The 15991-nt window shown below is 58.7% G+C and carries 12 protein-coding genes; 7 read left to right on the forward strand and 5 right to left on the reverse strand.

Translation table 11 applies throughout. The annotated features are described in order from the left end of the window. Positions 1-684 precede the first annotated feature (684 nt). Positions 685-1878, forward strand: coding sequence for a DUF932 domain-containing protein (locus ACSQ3E_RS30275; RefSeq protein WP_436125442.1), 1194 nt, complete (start codon positions 685-687; stop codon positions 1876-1878). Here ACSQ3E_RS30275 and ACSQ3E_RS30280 read toward each other — a convergent pair. The 4 genes from ACSQ3E_RS30280 to dsr1 all read right to left on the reverse strand — a co-directional run bounded on the left by ACSQ3E_RS30280 (position 1875) and on the right by dsr1 (position 8461). Then, entirely contained in the window at positions 1875-2909 is a 1035-nt protein-coding gene (locus ACSQ3E_RS30280; protein WP_436125443.1) for a PLP-dependent cysteine synthase family protein, read from the reverse strand. The genes ACSQ3E_RS30275 and ACSQ3E_RS30280 overlap by 4 nt on opposite strands. Then, the gene (locus tag ACSQ3E_RS30285) at positions 2899-3840 is read right to left on the reverse strand and encodes a GHMP family kinase ATP-binding protein (RefSeq protein ID WP_436125444.1); all 942 of its coding nucleotides are present in this window, start codon (positions 3838-3840) and stop codon (positions 2899-2901) included. Before ACSQ3E_RS30285 ends, ACSQ3E_RS30280 begins: the two co-directional genes overlap by 11 nt. Before the next feature lie 201 nt (positions 3841-4041). Beyond that, the gene (locus ACSQ3E_RS30290) at positions 4042-4347 is read right to left on the reverse strand and encodes an HNH endonuclease (protein WP_436125445.1); all 306 of its coding nucleotides are present in this window, start codon (positions 4345-4347) and stop codon (positions 4042-4044) included. A 370-nt stretch (positions 4348-4717) separates the two neighbouring features. After that, a complete protein-coding gene (dsr1, locus tag ACSQ3E_RS30295; RefSeq protein WP_436125446.1) occupies positions 4718-8461 on the reverse strand; it encodes an anti-phage defense-associated sirtuin Dsr1 in 3744 nt (1247 codons plus the stop codon). A gap of 561 nt (positions 8462-9022) precedes the next feature. On the opposite strand from dsr1, the gene ACSQ3E_RS30300 reads away from it, so the two are divergent. The 3 genes from ACSQ3E_RS30300 (at position 9023) to ACSQ3E_RS30310 (ending at position 11608) form a co-directional block, all read left to right on the forward strand. Beyond that, a complete protein-coding gene (locus ACSQ3E_RS30300) occupies positions 9023-9649 on the forward strand; it encodes a DUF1326 domain-containing protein (protein WP_436125447.1) in 627 nt (208 codons plus the stop codon). A gap of 31 nt (positions 9650-9680) precedes the next feature. Beyond that, on the forward strand, positions 9681-10463 hold the full coding sequence (locus ACSQ3E_RS30305; RefSeq protein WP_436125448.1) for a DUF2182 domain-containing protein: 783 nt from the start codon (positions 9681-9683) through the stop codon (positions 10461-10463). Positions 10464-10699: 236 nt separating this feature from the next. Then, positions 10700-11608 (forward strand): ankyrin repeat domain-containing protein, encoded by a 909-nt coding sequence (locus tag ACSQ3E_RS30310; RefSeq protein WP_436125449.1) that lies wholly within the window; start codon positions 10700-10702, stop codon positions 11606-11608. Positions 11609-12271: 663 nt separating this feature from the next. Here the strand turns inward: ACSQ3E_RS30310 and ACSQ3E_RS30315 are convergent. Further along, the gene (locus tag ACSQ3E_RS30315; RefSeq protein WP_436125450.1) at positions 12272-12730 is read right to left on the reverse strand and encodes a MarR family winged helix-turn-helix transcriptional regulator; all 459 of its coding nucleotides are present in this window, start codon (positions 12728-12730) and stop codon (positions 12272-12274) included. A 180-nt stretch (positions 12731-12910) separates the two neighbouring features. Between ACSQ3E_RS30315 and ACSQ3E_RS30320 the strand changes: the two genes are divergently transcribed. From ACSQ3E_RS30320 to ACSQ3E_RS30330, 3 genes are all read left to right on the forward strand, one after another. Beyond that, positions 12911-14647, forward strand: a complete 1737-nt coding sequence (locus ACSQ3E_RS30320) for a chloride channel protein (protein ID WP_436125451.1) — start codon at positions 12911-12913, stop codon at positions 14645-14647. 240 nt (positions 14648-14887) lie between these two features. Then, on the forward strand, positions 14888-15094 hold the full coding sequence (locus tag ACSQ3E_RS30325) for a hypothetical protein (RefSeq protein WP_436125452.1): 207 nt from the start codon (positions 14888-14890) through the stop codon (positions 15092-15094). 606 nt (positions 15095-15700) lie between these two features. Further along, positions 15701-15991 (forward strand): MucR family transcriptional regulator (locus ACSQ3E_RS30330; RefSeq protein ID WP_436125453.1); only part of this gene is annotated, 291 nt, incomplete at its 3' end.

The following is a 15991-nucleotide window of genomic DNA, read 5'->3' on the forward strand; positions in this document are numbered from 1 at the left end:
AGGTGGTTGTGCTCTGTATCTAACAATACCCCTGCGCCGTCCATCCTTCGGCTGCGGTCGGCTATGGCCCGAACTGGTGGGAGCCAGCCAGGGTAACCTTTCGCACCAGAGTCTGTTCGACAGTCCGAGGCACAGCGAAACATCCTTCCTGGTCTGAAGCCCACATCGCATTGCTTCCTCTTCGAGGAGTTTGCATCCGCGGCTTCCTTCGCGACGCAGGCGCGACCCAATCTGGACGGGGGCTGCACAAACAGGTGGGACTCTTGGAGCGTCGCACGGACGAGAAGTTCCTCCTTAGGGTTGAGGATCGACCGCCGCGCATACGCCGGGCCTGCCATTAGACATACGGCTCGCCAGGCACGTCGAAACGACACGAACCGAGTATCATATAATCAGTGCGGTTTCACTATTCTAGCCATCTAAAACCGCACAGCACGTCGTTGACCCACTACGACTGATAATCTTGGAAGCGAAACGCGCGCCTGACGGTCTGAATGCTGCGAGTCATGGGCTATTTCCACCCACACGACGGATTGCCACGGCTGTGTCGCCGGCAGTTCAAGCGCCGCGTTGGGGTGAGGCCGGTCGCAGCCTGAACTGCCCCTCAGAGTGAGGGAAGGGCGGGCAGTCCGTGACGGCTGAGATCGGAGGAGAGGCTTCCGACACCGTCATGGAGATTGTGCCATGAACACTCAGGTTCTCAACGCTACTCACCAGATCAATGATGGCTTCAAAGTGGATGTGTCCCGCGGCGAGCGCGTCGGTCGCGTCTCATCGGAATGGTTTTCACGGCCCGACGACGAACGCTTCCTATCCCTGAACGAACTGGCCCGCACGGTTCGCGTGCGGGCCGAAAACAGCCACACTCGTACCGTCGAAAGTGAGCGCATCAAGGTCGAGGCGAGCCGCAACGCCCCTGAAAGGCTGACGCTCCTCCTACCGGGCGCCGAAGCGCCAGTGTCCCCGACGCATTGGAGCTTTGGACAACTCACCAGTCTCGTCGGCGCACCCGCCGCCTATCTACGCCAACTCCCAGCATCGTTGGCGGGTATCAATCTGCAGTATGGTCTCGCAACGCATCGCGCAGAGCAGGTGAAGACCCTGGAGACGGGCGACGGGCGCATGGAACTCCGAGCCGTCACGGGACCAGACTACGGCCGCATCTACGATCACGAACTCGTCGAAGCCGTCCAGCGCATCGCCGGAAACGGCACCGGCGACACCCGATGGAAGGTTCCCGGCGTACTCGACTGGTCGACTGGCATCTACAATCCCGGTGTCGACATCACCAAAGACACCACAACGCTTTACGCCTCAGACCGAGATGTCTTCATCTTCCTCGTAGACGATCTCAATCCGATCGAGGCAGGTAAGCTTCCGGATGGCTCGCCCGATCTCTATTTCCGCGGCTTCTATTGCTGGAACTCCGAAGTCGGGGCCAAGACGCTGGGAATTGCGAGCTTCTATCTCCGCGCTGTGTGCCAGAACCGAAACCTCTGGGGCGTCGAGGATTTTGAGGAAATCACCATCAGACACTCAAAATACGCCGCCTCTCGATTTGCTCATGAGGCAGCGCCCGCACTTCGCAATTTCGCTAACTCCTCGCCGGTACCCTTCATCAACGGCATCAAGGCATCGCGTCAACGGATCGTCGCGCGTAGCGACGACGACCGCTCTGAGTTCCTGCGCCGGCGCGGCTTCTCTAGGGCCGAGACTGCTAAAATCATAGACGCCGTGCTGATCGAGGAAGGCCGCCCGCCCGAGAGCATTTTCGATTTCGTGCAGGGCATCACGGCCGTCGCGCGAGACAAACCCCATCAGGATGCCCGCCTCGATATGGAGGCGAAGGCCAAGAAGCTATCAGTGGGGCTGATTTAGCTTGTCGCTACTGACTGCGGAACTTCGGCCAGCAACCTCCTCGACCACTCGAACCTGGTCCACTCCCATTCGTCACGCGGCTCGATTGCAACAAGGGTTTCGGGTTCGCGAACGGGTGCACAGGGCCAACCTGGGAGCGCTGCCAACCATCTGTCGTCATAGACCGTGTTGGCATGACGATGCCCTTCGTCGGGCATGATGACCGCGACGACTGAATTCGGGTTGGTTCGGCCTATCCAATCGCCGACGAGAGCCGCAGCTCCGCTCGTCGGCCCCATGAAAATCCCCTGATTGCGAAAGAGGGAATGGGCGGAATGATAGGCGGCATAGGCACCAACCCAGTGTACTTCGTCGACCAGATGATGCCGGACATTTGCCGGAAGGACGCTATTGCCTAGCCCGCGCAGCATTCGCTTGCCCAAGGGCTGCCCAAACAGCACGCTGCGATGTGTGTCGACAGCGGCAATCTTCAGATGCGGAAAAACCTGGCGCAGGAAAGTACCGGTCCCGCACAGCGAGCCGCCGGTGCCAATGCAACCGACAAGCCAATCAACCTGGCCGATTGAACGAACGAACAGTTCGGCAAGGCGGGCATAGGATTGCCAGTTGCCCGGACTGTCGTATTGGCGCGTCCAGAAAGTGTCCGGCCCATTCTCCATGACCGTCCTGAGATGTCCCAATCTTCCAGTCTGGTTCCCATCACCCCGCTCGTCCGCAAGTGCGACGACCTTCGCGCCCAATCGTTCCAGCCTTTCTTGATAAGCCTGGTCGATCAAGGTGGCCGCGGTCACCAACGTGAGATGGAATCCACGCGCTGCAGCTAGGAGGGCTACGGCCATACCGAACGTGCCCGAGGTTGTCTCGACAATGTGGGCGCCGGCCTTCAGCTCTCCCGACTTCTCGGCCTGATCGAGGATGAAGCGAGCTGGCATCAGCTTCATCAAGGGGAACGCCGCCGCAACGACGTTTGGGCCGAGCCGAGCAAGACGCGGTGTTTCCAGCGCCCTGAAATAGTCCACGTCAAAGGACATGTGCGGCCTCCTCCGCATTGATTGGGAAGACGCCGATGTCCTGAAATCCGCGCGCCCCCAATGCAGCGACGATTGTATGGATACTCTCGCGACGGGCTGATTGAGCATCCAGCATAAGCCCGAAAAGGGATCCGCTATGCGCCACCTGGATCCCGCAAGCATGATGGTGAGCTGCGATATCGACGACGACGTCGAAATATGGCTTGGGGAGGTGTCGCTGGCTGATACGAGCACTCATTGTCGCCGCCTGGCCAAGCAGGTGCGCATTCTGATAGCGGACGGAGCGTGCAACCATTCCTCGAAGAACGCGGAAGAGCTGGATTTCCTCGGGACTGTACCGTGCCGGAACCAGTTCGAGCGTATCGACCCCAGCAGTAGCGTCTCCCTTGAAACCTACGAGGACAAATGGCGGCAACGAACCGCCGAAGTGCTCGAGCACTACCCCTTCCCGTTGCGCGAATAGCAACGCCTCGGTTTCAAACGCGATCGCATCTGAAGCGACTTCCGCGGCGACCGCCAACCGACTGCTCGTCGAAGGCAGAAATCTCGCGCCCAGGGCGGCTGCCACCGCGCGAGTTGTAGCAACGACATCAGCGGTGGACGAACCATAGCCATGCCCCACCGGAATATCGCTCTCGATCTTGAGTCGCCCACCCAAGGATGGATATCCAAGATGCGCCAACGCCAGTTGCGCAGCACGTAACGCCTTTTCCCGGCTGGGCGGCTCGACGCCGAGCTTGCCGCTCTCATCGAGCACGATCCACGCAGTGGACCGAAGACTATCAATTGGAAGGGTTACCAGGCCACGGTGCAAGCGCCCACGATCGTCCTCAAATACGCCTTGAACGAGTTCGCCGTGATGGCCAAATGCACAACCCCGTGCCGGCTTTGCCAGCATGGTACGTTCTGAATCGTTGGCGACAAGGGGCATAGTCCACCTCCGAACGAATTGGTGCGGTTCGAATGATGGGGCTACGGTTTCGGCGCGTCACTTCCTGGAAACTGGTATTGACCGCACTTGCGGCCGTTTGAGCGAGCCGAAGTGACAGACGTAGCCCAAACGGCTCGGCCGCTCAGGCGGGGCCCCGAACTGCTCTGCGCTTTCAATCCAGTCACCCAGCTAGCCGAGCGACTAAAAGCCGTTATCCCAGCGAGGTTCGGACCATCGTCCTTTCGCAATCAGCGCTCTGACGTGGATGAAATAGGCCTCGGGGCTGAGGGGCACCTTTCGTCGGTGCCGCCGACTGTTGCAAAGCCAGCATGCCGCCACGACATTGTCACTCGTATTTTTGCCGCCCTCGCATCGTGCGAGAAGGTGCTCCGCCGTGCATCTGCTGGAACTTATCGCATCGGCTGGTGACATGAGGCGGCTACAATACCACCAGCGACCGTCTTGCCGGTTGTAAGCGTCATCGCGCAGTTTTTTGAGTTTCGGCATGCCTACTTCCAAGATCGATGATGATCCAGAAAGTTGCTGCGACCTTGCATAGGCGCCCCTGCACTCGGCCGATAACAACGGGCAACGGACGGGGCATTGACCCGACCCTGATGTGTGCAAAACGATGATAGTCCGGTTCTAAAATCGCCTCAAGAACAGCCAGGGGAGATCGGGAATTCGACAAAGCGCCCTATCTCGCCCGTACAGTCAAACTTTGCATTCAGCCGAAAGGGGACGGTGCAAGCGCGGATTGTCGAATGGCGGGAAAGCGCCCCCATGTCGGCAGTAGAGACCAACGTTGCCTTCACCTAGAAGCGGACATACGCGCCAAGCAGATTGGAGGTCACCGCGTGGACAGCGTCGAGCGCCGCTACTCCAGTCCCTGACCTGTCTGCCGGACAATGGTTTCCAAGCGCGCAAAACGTTGATCCTGGACCGCCTGTGGCCAAGCCGTTCGCACTGAGATCAGGCACTTCCGCAATTCGCTGGCTGCCCACATCTGCTCGCCAGCAACAATGAGATCAAGGAATGCAAGAGCCTCTTGCGGAAACGCCTCGCAGTGCCCCGCTTCGAAAAGCAGGCTGACGGTGTAGTAGGAATGCGGCATCGGCAAGAGCCAGCCGCGCAGCGTCGCCAAAGCATCGGGAAACTCGCCTCCAGATGCTACGACAAGCTGAGCGAGCTTCTCTGCAACCTGCGGTGTCCTGATATCGTGAGACTTGGGCCAGATGCCGCCAAGATATGGTTTGGCTCTGTTCTGCCAATATTCTACCCGGCGCTCCGCAGCGCCCTGCAACCCATCGACGAGGACCTCTGCCGCCCGGATCAAACCTTCTTCCGGCAGGGCAGCAGTGGCCGCCCTCAGTTGTGCCTTGGTGAAGGTATCTCCTTCGTCGAGGGCGACTACTGTAAGAAGTGCCGCATATTGCTCGGCAATCCTTCCAATATCGTTGTAGTGGCGGGCCGTCTCCAGAAACGGGTCCTTCAGGGCCTCCAATAGCGGCCGAAAAAGCCGCGGTGACCACAGGTATCCTGTCCATGCAAGAATGGCGGTATGCTTAGAGCTCTGCCAGTCGAATTGAGGCAGTAGGAAACGCGCCGTCCACGTCCGGTCCACGCGAAACAACGTAATCGTGTTTGTACATAGCAACACACGCCCATGCCGAAAGCCGGGCACGGACAGATCGCAGATGCGAGTGAGGACATCCGCGAACTCATCGCGCAGTCCTTGATTGTCCTCCAGGCCGCCCGAGTACCAGTAGTCGAGCACGGCTTCGGTTGCCATACCGGCTGGGTGATTGATGGCGACGTTGATGGCGTCATTATCGTCCTCGGCCACCTCTTCGAGGCGTGTGTCCAAGATGCGCCGAACCAGTATGAAGAACTGATTGCGCTGCTCTCCAACGAGTTTTGCAACCGCTTTCAGCCACCAGGCTATGGCGTGGTCCAACTCCTGGATCACGAGGTCGGGAGCCTCCGCGAGAGGCGTCGCCGCCACGCGCCAAGAGCGTGAGACAAGTTCGGCTTCTGACCATGCCTGGAGTGCCTGTCTCCATCGAGCGGTCACCCAATCACCGCGCCTTGCGAGGTGTAGCAGCGCCGCGGCCGTCCTCCTGAAGTCCTTGCGACAGCGTTCCCGCCAGTCGTCTTCGTGATCGAAGTCGTCCGCGTCTCGGTTCTCTTGCAACCACGTGACTATCTCTTTGACAGTCGAGGGCGTCGACGAGTGTGTTCGCCAAGATCCATCGCTCCCCATCCAGACAGGGAACTCGTCGCGTTCGTCGGCCGGGGTCCATTTCGGATAGGTTCGCGCCAACGATCGCAGAAGAATGACAGCTTTCGTCACAAGCCTCCCTCCTGCTGCCCGCATCGCCGTGAGACGAATCCATATCTCGCGGTCAATGACGCGGCGCAAAGTCTCCGGTTCACGGTCTTCGGCAAACATGCGCGCCGGTGGACCAAGCATGATGGCGTGCTGCAATCTCTCAGATTCCATTAGGGATAGGCCGGGCACCAGCGCTATGAGCAAACGTATAGCTTCCCTATGCGTTTCAATTGACCAGAGCCACCACGCATCGTTCAAGAGCAGTTGGTCGATTGCCTCCGCGGTCGAGAAGAGATCGCGTCTTTCGGCCATCGCAAAGAGAGCCAGGCGCTTGAAAACTGGATAGGGAAGCTCAAGCCAACGATGAACTTCTCTAATCGCTTTCAGCGGCAAGGATTGCGCGGCTGCTAGCCAGGAGTCGCGCGAGAGCTCAACGAGCGCTGTCCAATCGCGGTACCGTTGATTCTGAGGGTGTTCGCCGATTGATGGCTGCTGCCAGTAAGAGCGATCCGATAACTCATTTGCAGCCTGCAATTCTCGCATGATGTCCATTGCGTCGAGAAGGAGTTCCGTCCCGCTGCTGAGCAGTGCGGGAAGTGCTGCCTGCCATTCGACATTCTTGCTGACCTCCCGCAGAGCGGAGTGAACATGGTCTACCGCAAGGACGAGTTCCCACTCGACTAGCTGGTCAGGGCGCCGGCTCGCCAAAGCTGCGCCTGCGTCCTCATCCTCCTTCTCGTTCATTCGGTATGGCGGCCGTATCCGAATACGCGGCGCGAGGATTTCGCGAAGCTGCATCCGCAATAAAGTGGTCAGGCCTGAGCGTTTGAGGCGCTGGGCCCAAGAATAGAGATCGAGATGAGAAGATCGGTCGGCGACGCGACCTGAGAGAACCATTCGCCACAAAGCTTCCATCCCTGGTGACGGAGGTCTCTCCTCAAGTTCTCTATCGAGAAAGAGCCGGAAATGGTCGTCCACGCCGCCGCCTTGGCTCACGACCCAAAGCAGGAGTTCCGGATTGTCGAGATGGCGTACCACCCAGCGGGCGATAAAGGGCATGACCTTGTCCCACCGCGAGAAGGCGCGATCAGTACGGTGGACAAGCCGCATCCAAGAAGATCTTGTGTAGGGTGCTGGACGTGCGATCAGGCTGTAGGCGAGCTTCTTGTCTTCCGCTTCGTCGGTTCGAATGTCGAAGCGGACAAGATCGCGGTATCCGAAGCGATCTTCGGCAAGGGCAGAAAGCCATTCGATGGATGGGAGCGGGTCATAGTCTGCAAGCACCTTCGCTGGTAGGCCGCTTTCGTCGCACAACGCCCAAAGCATCCGTCCAACGAAATTGTCCTGGCGGGTACTGCCCATAGGCCTGAGTCCGGCGTACCTCGAAACGATGGCCTCCTTTCCGCGGACTCCATCACGATATGTCTCGGCCCAGGCATGAAGGGTCTGGTGCAACAGCGCATGGCGATTGTGGTTCCTGTAGAGAATGGGCGTGACGTTCTTGGCCGCCCACTCTGCCTCCGCTTCCGACTCCTTGCCGTGGGCGTGATTGCCGAAAGCAAAGACTGAGATAGGTGCCTCGCCGAGCAACCGGTCAGCCGCAAGTGCGTCCATCATGTAGCGCATCACCGGATCATTGATGCTGTATCCGACGAAGCAGACGGTGTGGTTGCGAAAGAGCTCGCTGACAAAACGAGCGGCCCAACGCTCCGTCAGATAGGCGAGGCCAAAATCGCCGCTCGATATTACCAAGCGGTCGAGATCCGTCTGACTCGGGGAGTTCGGTAAGCGTCCATGCAGATAAACAACGCCCTCCCATCTCTTTTTTGGCACGGGCAGAAGCGGCGCTGCAAAATCGCCCAGCGTGATGCCAAGGCGGCTCATGGCTACGGCGAACAGCGAGTCGAAGTTGGTTGTGATGAGGCGCGATTGACCAGCCCGATTCTTTGCCAACGTGAGAAGCGCTTCGTGAGTCTTGGTCGCGCCGGGCAAAGTCAGGTCAGGCGTGAGAACCCTCGCTAAGGCTTGGCGAACAGCGGATCTACCACCGACAACCCTGTTTTCGAGAAGGCCGATGGTCGTGTCATACTGGTTCCCCTCCAAGACGGTGCGCTCGATGGCATTGGGAATCTCGCCCATCTCGTCGTAGATTTTCTTGACGAGGCCGTGAAATCCCGGGAGCCCGGCCGGATAGGAAATACCGGCACCACAGAAAAACACGACGCGCCCGTCTTCATGAGCCTGCAGCAAAGGCTCCGGAACATCTGGCCCGTTCTTGATGAATTGCATGTTTGCCCCCACGTACCGCGAAGTCTCAGGCAGCAGTTCGCGGGTAGCAAGTACATTGAGACGATTGTCCACCTAGAAGTATCGACATCAGGTCGAGCCAGGTGGGAAGTGTGATCAGACGCGGCCTATGGCCTCCCGACTAACAATGGGTCGCACCTCTCGCCGATAAAGCATAACAATTGTCGGCTTCCTCAGTCAGACGCAGAAAACCGGACGGTCTCCTCCCGGCCCCCTACCGGGCATAGGCGGTGCGCATGTAAGATTGCGTCGCGATACCCCGCCCGGGCAAACCGTCCCTTCGCGTCAAACCCGCAGCAGATGCCACTGACGTGCCCGCAGCTGAGCCGACAATCCGGCAGAGGCTCAGATGTGCCGGAGGTGGCGCTAGCGGCGGTTGCGGCTTGACGGTGCTTGGCAACGATGTAGATTCGACCAATTGGTCTAGCGCGCCGATCGTTTGCTGCGGTGGGCTGTTTAGCGTCCACAAGTTCAAGTGATGTGGCGCTGCCTTGCCAAGAAACCGACCATGCGCCGACGCGCCTCACGCTTGGGAGGAGCCCAATGGCAACCAGTTGGCAACTGTCTGGGAATTACTTCGAGAATTGTAACTGCGACGTCGTATGTCCTTGCCTGATATCGCCCAACGCGCAGTTGACATCAAAGCCGACGCAAGGCGTCTGCGACGTTGCCCTGGCCTTTCATATCGATACGGGTAATTACGGTGACGCTCGATTGGATGGCCTTAATGTTGCGATGATTGCTCACGCGCCGGGTGCGATGGCGGACGGAAACTGGACGGCAGCCGCCTATATCGACGAGCGGGCCGATGACAAGCAAACAGAGGCGCTTGGCGTGATCTTTACCGGTGCCGCCGGCGGCCCGATGGCTGTGCTCGCGCCCATGATCGGCACGAATCTTGGAGCCAGGAAGGCGCCGATCAGATACCAGGTCGACGGCAAGAAGCGGTCGGTGGAGATCCCGGGGGTCATGCAGATGGCGGTCGAACCGCTGCCGACAATGCGCGAGGACGGAGAGATGTGGGCGGCGACCGGCCACCCCGTCAACCCCGACTGGCTCGGTCTGGCGATAGGCATGCAGGGCAGCACATTCAGCGACCACGGCATGCGCTGGGACAATTCCCGCCGAAACGGGCATTACGCTCCGATCAATTGGTCCGGTCAACAATAGGCTGCGGCCGAATATCGGACGAGGCGCGTCCATGAAGAACGCTAGAGCTCCGTCGCTGACGCTGCAGCGAAACCTTGTTGTCGCACTCTTGATCGCTATTGCGGCGGCGGCGTGGACCGTGCTCATCCGGCGTCAGATTGGCCCGGACATGCCAATGAACACGCCCACAATGGGCATGGATACGCCGCTGTTCCTTGCGGTCTGGATCATCATGATGATCGCCATGATGTTCCCGACGGCAGCTCCCATGATCTTGACGTTTCACAAGGTCCAAGCTGGCAGGCGGGGGCGCAGTGAAACCTTTGTCTCGACCTGGGTGTTCGTGGGCGGGTACATACTGGTTTGGGGCTTGGCGGGCATATTCGCCTTTGCCGGCGCGGCGGGCGTGGAGATAATTGCCGCTCATGTGGGAACGTCTGCGGCAACGGCCGCGCGCATCGGCGGCATGCTCCTTATCATCGCCGGTGCCTACCAGCTCTCCCCGCTGAAGGATCTATGCCTGGCCAAATGCCGCACCCCTTTGAGCTTCATCCTGACCTCATGGCGCGATGGAAACTGGGGGGCGGTACGCATGGGCTGGGAGCATGGGCTCTTTTGTCTGGGTTGCTGCTGGCTTCTGTTTCTCGCTCTTTTTCCTCTCGGGATCATGAGTATTGCCGCCATGGCTATGGTGACCATGCTGATCTTTGCAGAAAAAACCCTCCCGATAGGAGAGACGATAGCGAAGGTATCGGGCATCGCTTTGCTGATTTATGGCGGGGCAGTGTTGGTCTTCCCACAGCTGCTGCCAACCTTTAGCGGAGGCCAGGTTTAGGCTTCGAGCGTGGCATCGATTGTCGCGCGAAAGCCATCCGAGCGAACGTCCCGTTGTGGCCGTCAATGGAGCGGCTGCTTTCCGTGAGTTCGCCCCGAAAGCTGCCTGTCTGGAAACGGCCCCGGAGTGGTCACTGACCAAATATCTAAAATCTCTTCCGCCGGCGCGGGCGTTGTCGCCAGCAAGCCCTTGTTCTAGGATAAACCCGTCATGGAATTCTCGTAAGGGAGGATACAATGATCATGCGGGCGCGCATTTGGGTGATAAGGGCTACATGGGTCCTTTGGCTTCTTACACTGCCCGCCCAGGCGAGCAACCTAGGTGATCTTGTCCGGAACGGCGACGTCGCAGCGGTGACATCCGCCTTGGACAAAGGCGCCACTATCAACGAAATTGACGGTGTTACGGCGCTCTATATCGCCTGTGAAAACGGAAATGCCGAGTTAGCAAAACTTCTGATCAATCGCGGGGCGGATGTTAACCTGCCTGTCAGTTGGCAAAGAACGCCACTCTACGCCGCCAACAAGGGTGGGTACGCTGACATCGTGAAGCTGCTACTCAATAGTGGGGCAAATCCAAACCAATTGGCTAAATCGCAGACTCCGCTGCACGTGGCTGCCGAGAATGGCTGCCTTCAGTGTGTCATCCACCTTGTGGATGCTGGAGCAGATGTGAATGCTCTGACATCGAATGGAAGTCCGCCCATACATTTGGCCAAGCTAAGTGGTCACGACGACGTCGTGGCCTACTTGCATAGTCATGGCGCCGGACGACCGGCCATTGCGCCGATTTCGGCTCGACTTGCATTGGCAAACGCTGAATCCGGCAAAGAACTTTTCGACAAAACGTGCGGGGCTTGTCATCTTTCAGCGCCGGGGGTCCAGGTTCCCGGACGAGCCAATCTGTGGGGCATCGTAGGTCGGCCGAAGGGTTCACAAAGCGATGTCCGCTATTCGTCAGTTCTAAAGGACGCTGGTGGCAATTGGACCTTTGAGGAACTCAACTTTTTTATCTCAAACCCGGCACTCACCTTGCCTGGAACAGATATGACTTTCCCGGGCCTGCAGGACGAGAAGCAGCGAGCAGACCTCATCGCTTACCTGCGGACCTTGAGTGACACACCGTTGCCGCTTCCCGACAATTGATTGGTCCTGTCTGGCCGGCACTGCGATTCGCAACTTAACTTGCCGCAGCGAGAGCGGAATCTCGCTCCAGAGCCAAGCCTAAGAAGAAAAGCACACGCGAGTGCGAACGTGGTCGACCCCTGGCGATGCTGCTTTCCGGAATAGGTCGCGTGTGTCACGAGTATCGCCGGTCCAAACGACGGCGCGCATGTACGAGAGCCGGAGAGGCGGCAAGGCAACAGCCAGCTGTGTCTGGTTGATCTGGCGAGAGCTTCCAGCCGGTCGCGAAATGGCAGCTTTGCGATGGTCCATGCCGAAAAGCCGACAAGCGGGAAGCGGCCCCAGACCAGCCGTTCACCGCTCGATTGCGAGGCATCCGCAATAGCTGGACAGCAAACAGCAGAGCAAAGCCAATCCTTGAGCCAGCATCGGCAGACTGATAGCATTTGCGCGCGGCGGCAGTCTGTCCGCAGGCCGGCGCAACTTTGGAAGACTCAGCCGGGAGGCGCCGGCCAAGTTGGAGCGCCGCATGCAGGACCGCCCTCTAGCCGGTCGAAAAGGGCAGCGTTCCCGAATATGCCCATAACAATTGCCGATCAACAGCGTCTCGATGCTCTACACGGTGGCTGCAGCGTCCGGCATGAAAGCCGACCGTCCCGACCTTTTGGAATGCCGCCTGCGCAATCAACCTCGAACGCTCAATGCAGCCAAGATTGCGGCTAGCTCAGGTGCCATCGAGCCAATTTCGCTAACATGAATGCCCGACAGGCTTTCCAGTTTTCTCTCGCTCTCGTCGGTGAGAGTGAGCAGGACCCTCCGACCGTCGTGAGGATCCTGGCTTCGGAGAACCAATCCGGCTTCTTCCAGGCGCTTGGCCAGTTCGGCGGCGCTGTGGTGTTTTACCAACAGCCTTGTCGCCAGGTCTCCCACGGATAATCCTTGCTCGCTCCCAATGCCCTTGATGGTCAGCAACGCCTGATGCTGTTGCGCCGTTAGCCCCGCTCCCATGGCAGCCGCTTCGCTGAATGCGAGAAACTTCCGGATAGCATAGCGAAAATCCGCAAGGCCTCGATAATCGACCCCACGCATGACGGGCGCGTCGCTACCTGCGTTCTTTAGCTCATTTTTTTTAATCACGGTCATTCCAGTTTCCAAATTTATATCGTATTGCGATATAACTTTCTCAAGCCCTTCGAGCGACCAATGCCTACATCGACCCCGAACAGGACTCCAGTCTACGAGCGCAAATCTGGCGGCCCATTCTTTCCGAGACAGAAGCCGAGGCTAGGAGACTTCACAGCCGACATCAGGGTGTTGTTGTTGATGGCAATCGCCATTTTGGTCGGGATTGCGTCCGTCGGCACCGCTTGGGCGCTCCTTAGACTGATCACGCTTTGTACGAACATTGCCTATTTCGGCCGCGTCTCGCTCGAGGAGCTACCGATTTCCGACTCTCCTTGGGGCGTATGGGTGGTTATCGTCCCAGTCGTGGGCTGCCTCATCATTGGATTGATGGCGCGGTTCGGATCGGAAAAAATCAGAGGCCACGGCATCCCGGAGGCGATCGAAGCTATCCTTATAGGACGGAGCCGTATCAGCGCGAAGGTAGCCGTCTTGAAACCCCTGTCTTCCGCGATCTCGATCGGGTCGGGTGGCCCGTTTGGCGCCGAAGGCCCGATCATCATGACGGGAGGCGCGGTCGGCTCGCTCATAGCTCAGATGGTCCATTTGAGCTCGGGCGAGCGTAAGGCGCTGCTGGTTGCGGGTGCGGCTTCGGGTATGACAGCGATTTTTGGCACGCCTCTTGCCGCAGTGTTGCTTGCTATCGAGCTGCTGCTGTTTGAATGGAAGCCCAGAAGCTTTCTTCCGGTAGTTGTTGCCGTTGCAGTCGCGGCTGCCTGCCGCACGCTGCTGCTCGATCCGGCGCCCCTCTTTGCCTATGCAGGTCAAATGGGCGCTTCGCCCATCAATTTCCTGTCGTGGGCAGCGATAGGGGTGATCGCGGGTCTGGGCTCGGGAGTGCTGACCGCCATGGTCTATGGTTCGGAGGACCTGTTTCAAAAACTGCCGATTCATTGGATGTGGTGGCCGATGATCGGCGGCCTGGTGGTGGGCCTTGGAGGCTTGATCGAACCGGCAGCCCTGGGCGTGGGGTACGAGAACATCCGCCATCTCCTGGCAGGCGACCTTGGCTTCACCGGCGCATTGCTTCTATTGGTCGTCAAGGCGATCATTTGGGCGGTGGCGCTTGGGTCCGGCACATCCGGAGGTGTACTCGCCCCCCTTCTAATCTTTGGCGGTGCAATAGGTGCGCTGTTGGCACCGATATTTCCGAGTGCAGATCCGGGTTTCTGGTCGCTTCTGGGCATGGCAGCGATGATGGGTGGCACCATGCGCTCACCGCTTACGGCAACGCTTTTTGCTTTGGAACTTACCGGAGACCAGCACGCGCTGCTGCCGCTTTTGGTCGCCTGCGCAATCGCGTATGCAACCACGGTGCTTCTTCTCAAGCGATCCATCCTGACCGAAAAGATTGCGCGCCGAGGCCTGCACATCACGCGCGAGTACCAGGTGGATCCCTTCGAGCAAACCTGGGTGCGCGATATCATGGTCCAGAAACCGGACGCGTTGGATGCTTCCTGGACCGTCGGGCAAACCGTCGACCACTTCATGAACCTAGAGCACCGTCACAAGAGCTATCCTGTGATCGATTCTGATCAGGTTGTGGTTGGCATGGTCTCACGCGGCGACGTGCTTGGGTGGATGACCAACGGCAACGCGGGGGTAGAAGGAGGGCTGCTTTCGGAGTTTGTGAGCTCGGATGTGGTTTCCGCGAGCCCAGACGAACTCGTCAGCCACCTGGCCGACCGCATGTCGGCATATGGGGTTGGCAGAGTTCCGGTCATTGATGCCGACGGCCGACTGATTGGCCTGGTGGCGCGCAAGGATCTTCTTGCGGCTCGGGCCAGACGCATGGCTGAAGAACGGGATCATGCGCGGCTTCTGGGGCGAAACGCCCTCGATTCAAGGGGCACTTTGGCTGCCCAACCGGAAGCCTGAGGGTACAATTCCCGTCGCTCGATCAACATGCTCGTTCGCCTGTTCGCTGGCACTTCACGATCCATGCCAACGACGTCGTTGGTCGAATTGACGGTACAGAATCAACGCCGCCAAACCCCAACGTGCGGGCGCACCCTTTCGTGATTTCTCATTGATTGGCTCGACCCTTGCCCAGCAGTTCATTTTAGTGCTGACTAACTTTGCTTTGGGGCGTTCAGGCAATGGCGGGGAGTACGGCCAATGAAATATCGCGACGTGCAGGAGCAGCTAAGGCTAGTCGGCATCATGATCAGCAAGAGAGGCGACAGCCTTCGGATCAATCATTTTTCTGGGAGCCCCGAAACGGCATACGTCACATCAGATTTGGAAGAGGCACTTCAAGCCGGCCTCACCATGGCCAGACCCAAACATTTGCCCGCGAACTGGTGCGCGCAACGCCACGCATGAATAATCGATGCCCCGTATCTCAAGATGACAGGGCGCGAACTTTGTTATTCGTTCCCAGGCAAACTAGGCCGTGGATGGCCGATTGAACGGCTCTGGGTCGAAGACGAAGGCCCCCCTGACGCAAGGCACCTTATGTGGACCATTCGTCGGAGGTGATCAGTCCCGGTTCCCGCTTACGCGGCGCTATGCTGAACCTCCTTAGGTCACCTTGTTAACCGAGCGAACTGGCCGCGAATTTGCTTCGACCTCGTCCCGGCATTGCCGTCCTGGCAGACGGTCCGAGGTCTTTGCTTTATGCGCTGCTTCTTATGAGGCCGTTGTGAAGCAGGCGTATCCGGCCGTGCGGCCGTCCATTGACTTGTGCATTACTGCCATCCAGCTATGCGCAACCTTAGCCGGCCGTTTGCGACCAGCCGCGGCCTTGACCAGGACACGGCTTGGACGTGGTCCGGTTGCCCCCCTACCCTGCTCGAACTCTGTCATAGTTCCTCTGGACGCCATCTAGCTAGTAGCTTGGATGGCAACGTTTTGAGACATTTGTGTTTCACTGCTGACAAAAGTCCACTACCGAAACGGCATGGCGGTTTAGCCGCCGGAGGTGATATTATGACTGAAGTATTGCTAACGCCCAATAATCAGCTGATTGAGCTCACTGCCGATATCGTGGCGGCCTATGTTTCGAACAATCCCGTCCCGGCCGGAGAACTCCCTGGCTTGATTGCCCAAATCCATTCCACCATCAGCAATCTTGGCGTGCCGCCAGTGCCGCAAGAAGAACCATTGACGCCGCGGACATCGATCAAGAAATCCGTCACGCCGGACTATCTGATCAGTTTTGAAGACGGCAAGCAGTACAAGACTCTGAAGCGTCACCTTACCATTCGCGGACTTACGCCC

This window comes from Aminobacter sp. LjRoot7 (genome assembly GCF_964252895.1).
Classification (GTDB): Bacteria; Pseudomonadota; Alphaproteobacteria; order Rhizobiales; family Rhizobiaceae; genus Aminobacter; species Aminobacter aminovorans_B.

Bases quoted from the DNA above. Each gene is read 5' to 3' on its own strand.
- ACSQ3E_RS30275 (WP_436125442.1), top strand. From the start codon at position 685: ATGAACACTCAGGTTCTCAACGCTACTCACCAGATCAATGATGGCTTC.
- ACSQ3E_RS30280 (WP_436125443.1), bottom strand. From the start codon at position 2,909: ATGTCCTTTGACGTGGACTATTTCAGGGCGCTGGAAACACCGCGTCTT.
- ACSQ3E_RS30285 (WP_436125444.1), bottom strand. From the start codon at position 3,840: ATGCCCCTTGTCGCCAACGATTCAGAACGTACCATGCTGGCAAAGCCG.
- ACSQ3E_RS30290 (WP_436125445.1), bottom strand. From the start codon at position 4,347: ATGCCGAAACTCAAAAAACTGCGCGATGACGCTTACAACCGGCAAGAC.
- dsr1 (WP_436125446.1), bottom strand. From the start codon at position 8,461: ATGCAATTCATCAAGAACGGGCCAGATGTTCCGGAGCCTTTGCTGCAG.
- ACSQ3E_RS30300 (WP_436125447.1), top strand. From the start codon at position 9,023: ATGGCAACCAGTTGGCAACTGTCTGGGAATTACTTCGAGAATTGTAAC.
- ACSQ3E_RS30305 (WP_436125448.1), top strand. From the start codon at position 9,681: ATGAAGAACGCTAGAGCTCCGTCGCTGACGCTGCAGCGAAACCTTGTT.
- ACSQ3E_RS30310 (WP_436125449.1), top strand. From the start codon at position 10,700: ATGATCATGCGGGCGCGCATTTGGGTGATAAGGGCTACATGGGTCCTT.
- ACSQ3E_RS30315 (WP_436125450.1), bottom strand. From the start codon at position 12,730: ATGACCGTGATTAAAAAAAATGAGCTAAAGAACGCAGGTAGCGACGCG.
- ACSQ3E_RS30320 (WP_436125451.1), top strand. From the start codon at position 12,911: ATGGCAATCGCCATTTTGGTCGGGATTGCGTCCGTCGGCACCGCTTGG.
- ACSQ3E_RS30325 (WP_436125452.1), top strand. From the start codon at position 14,888: ATGAAATATCGCGACGTGCAGGAGCAGCTAAGGCTAGTCGGCATCATG.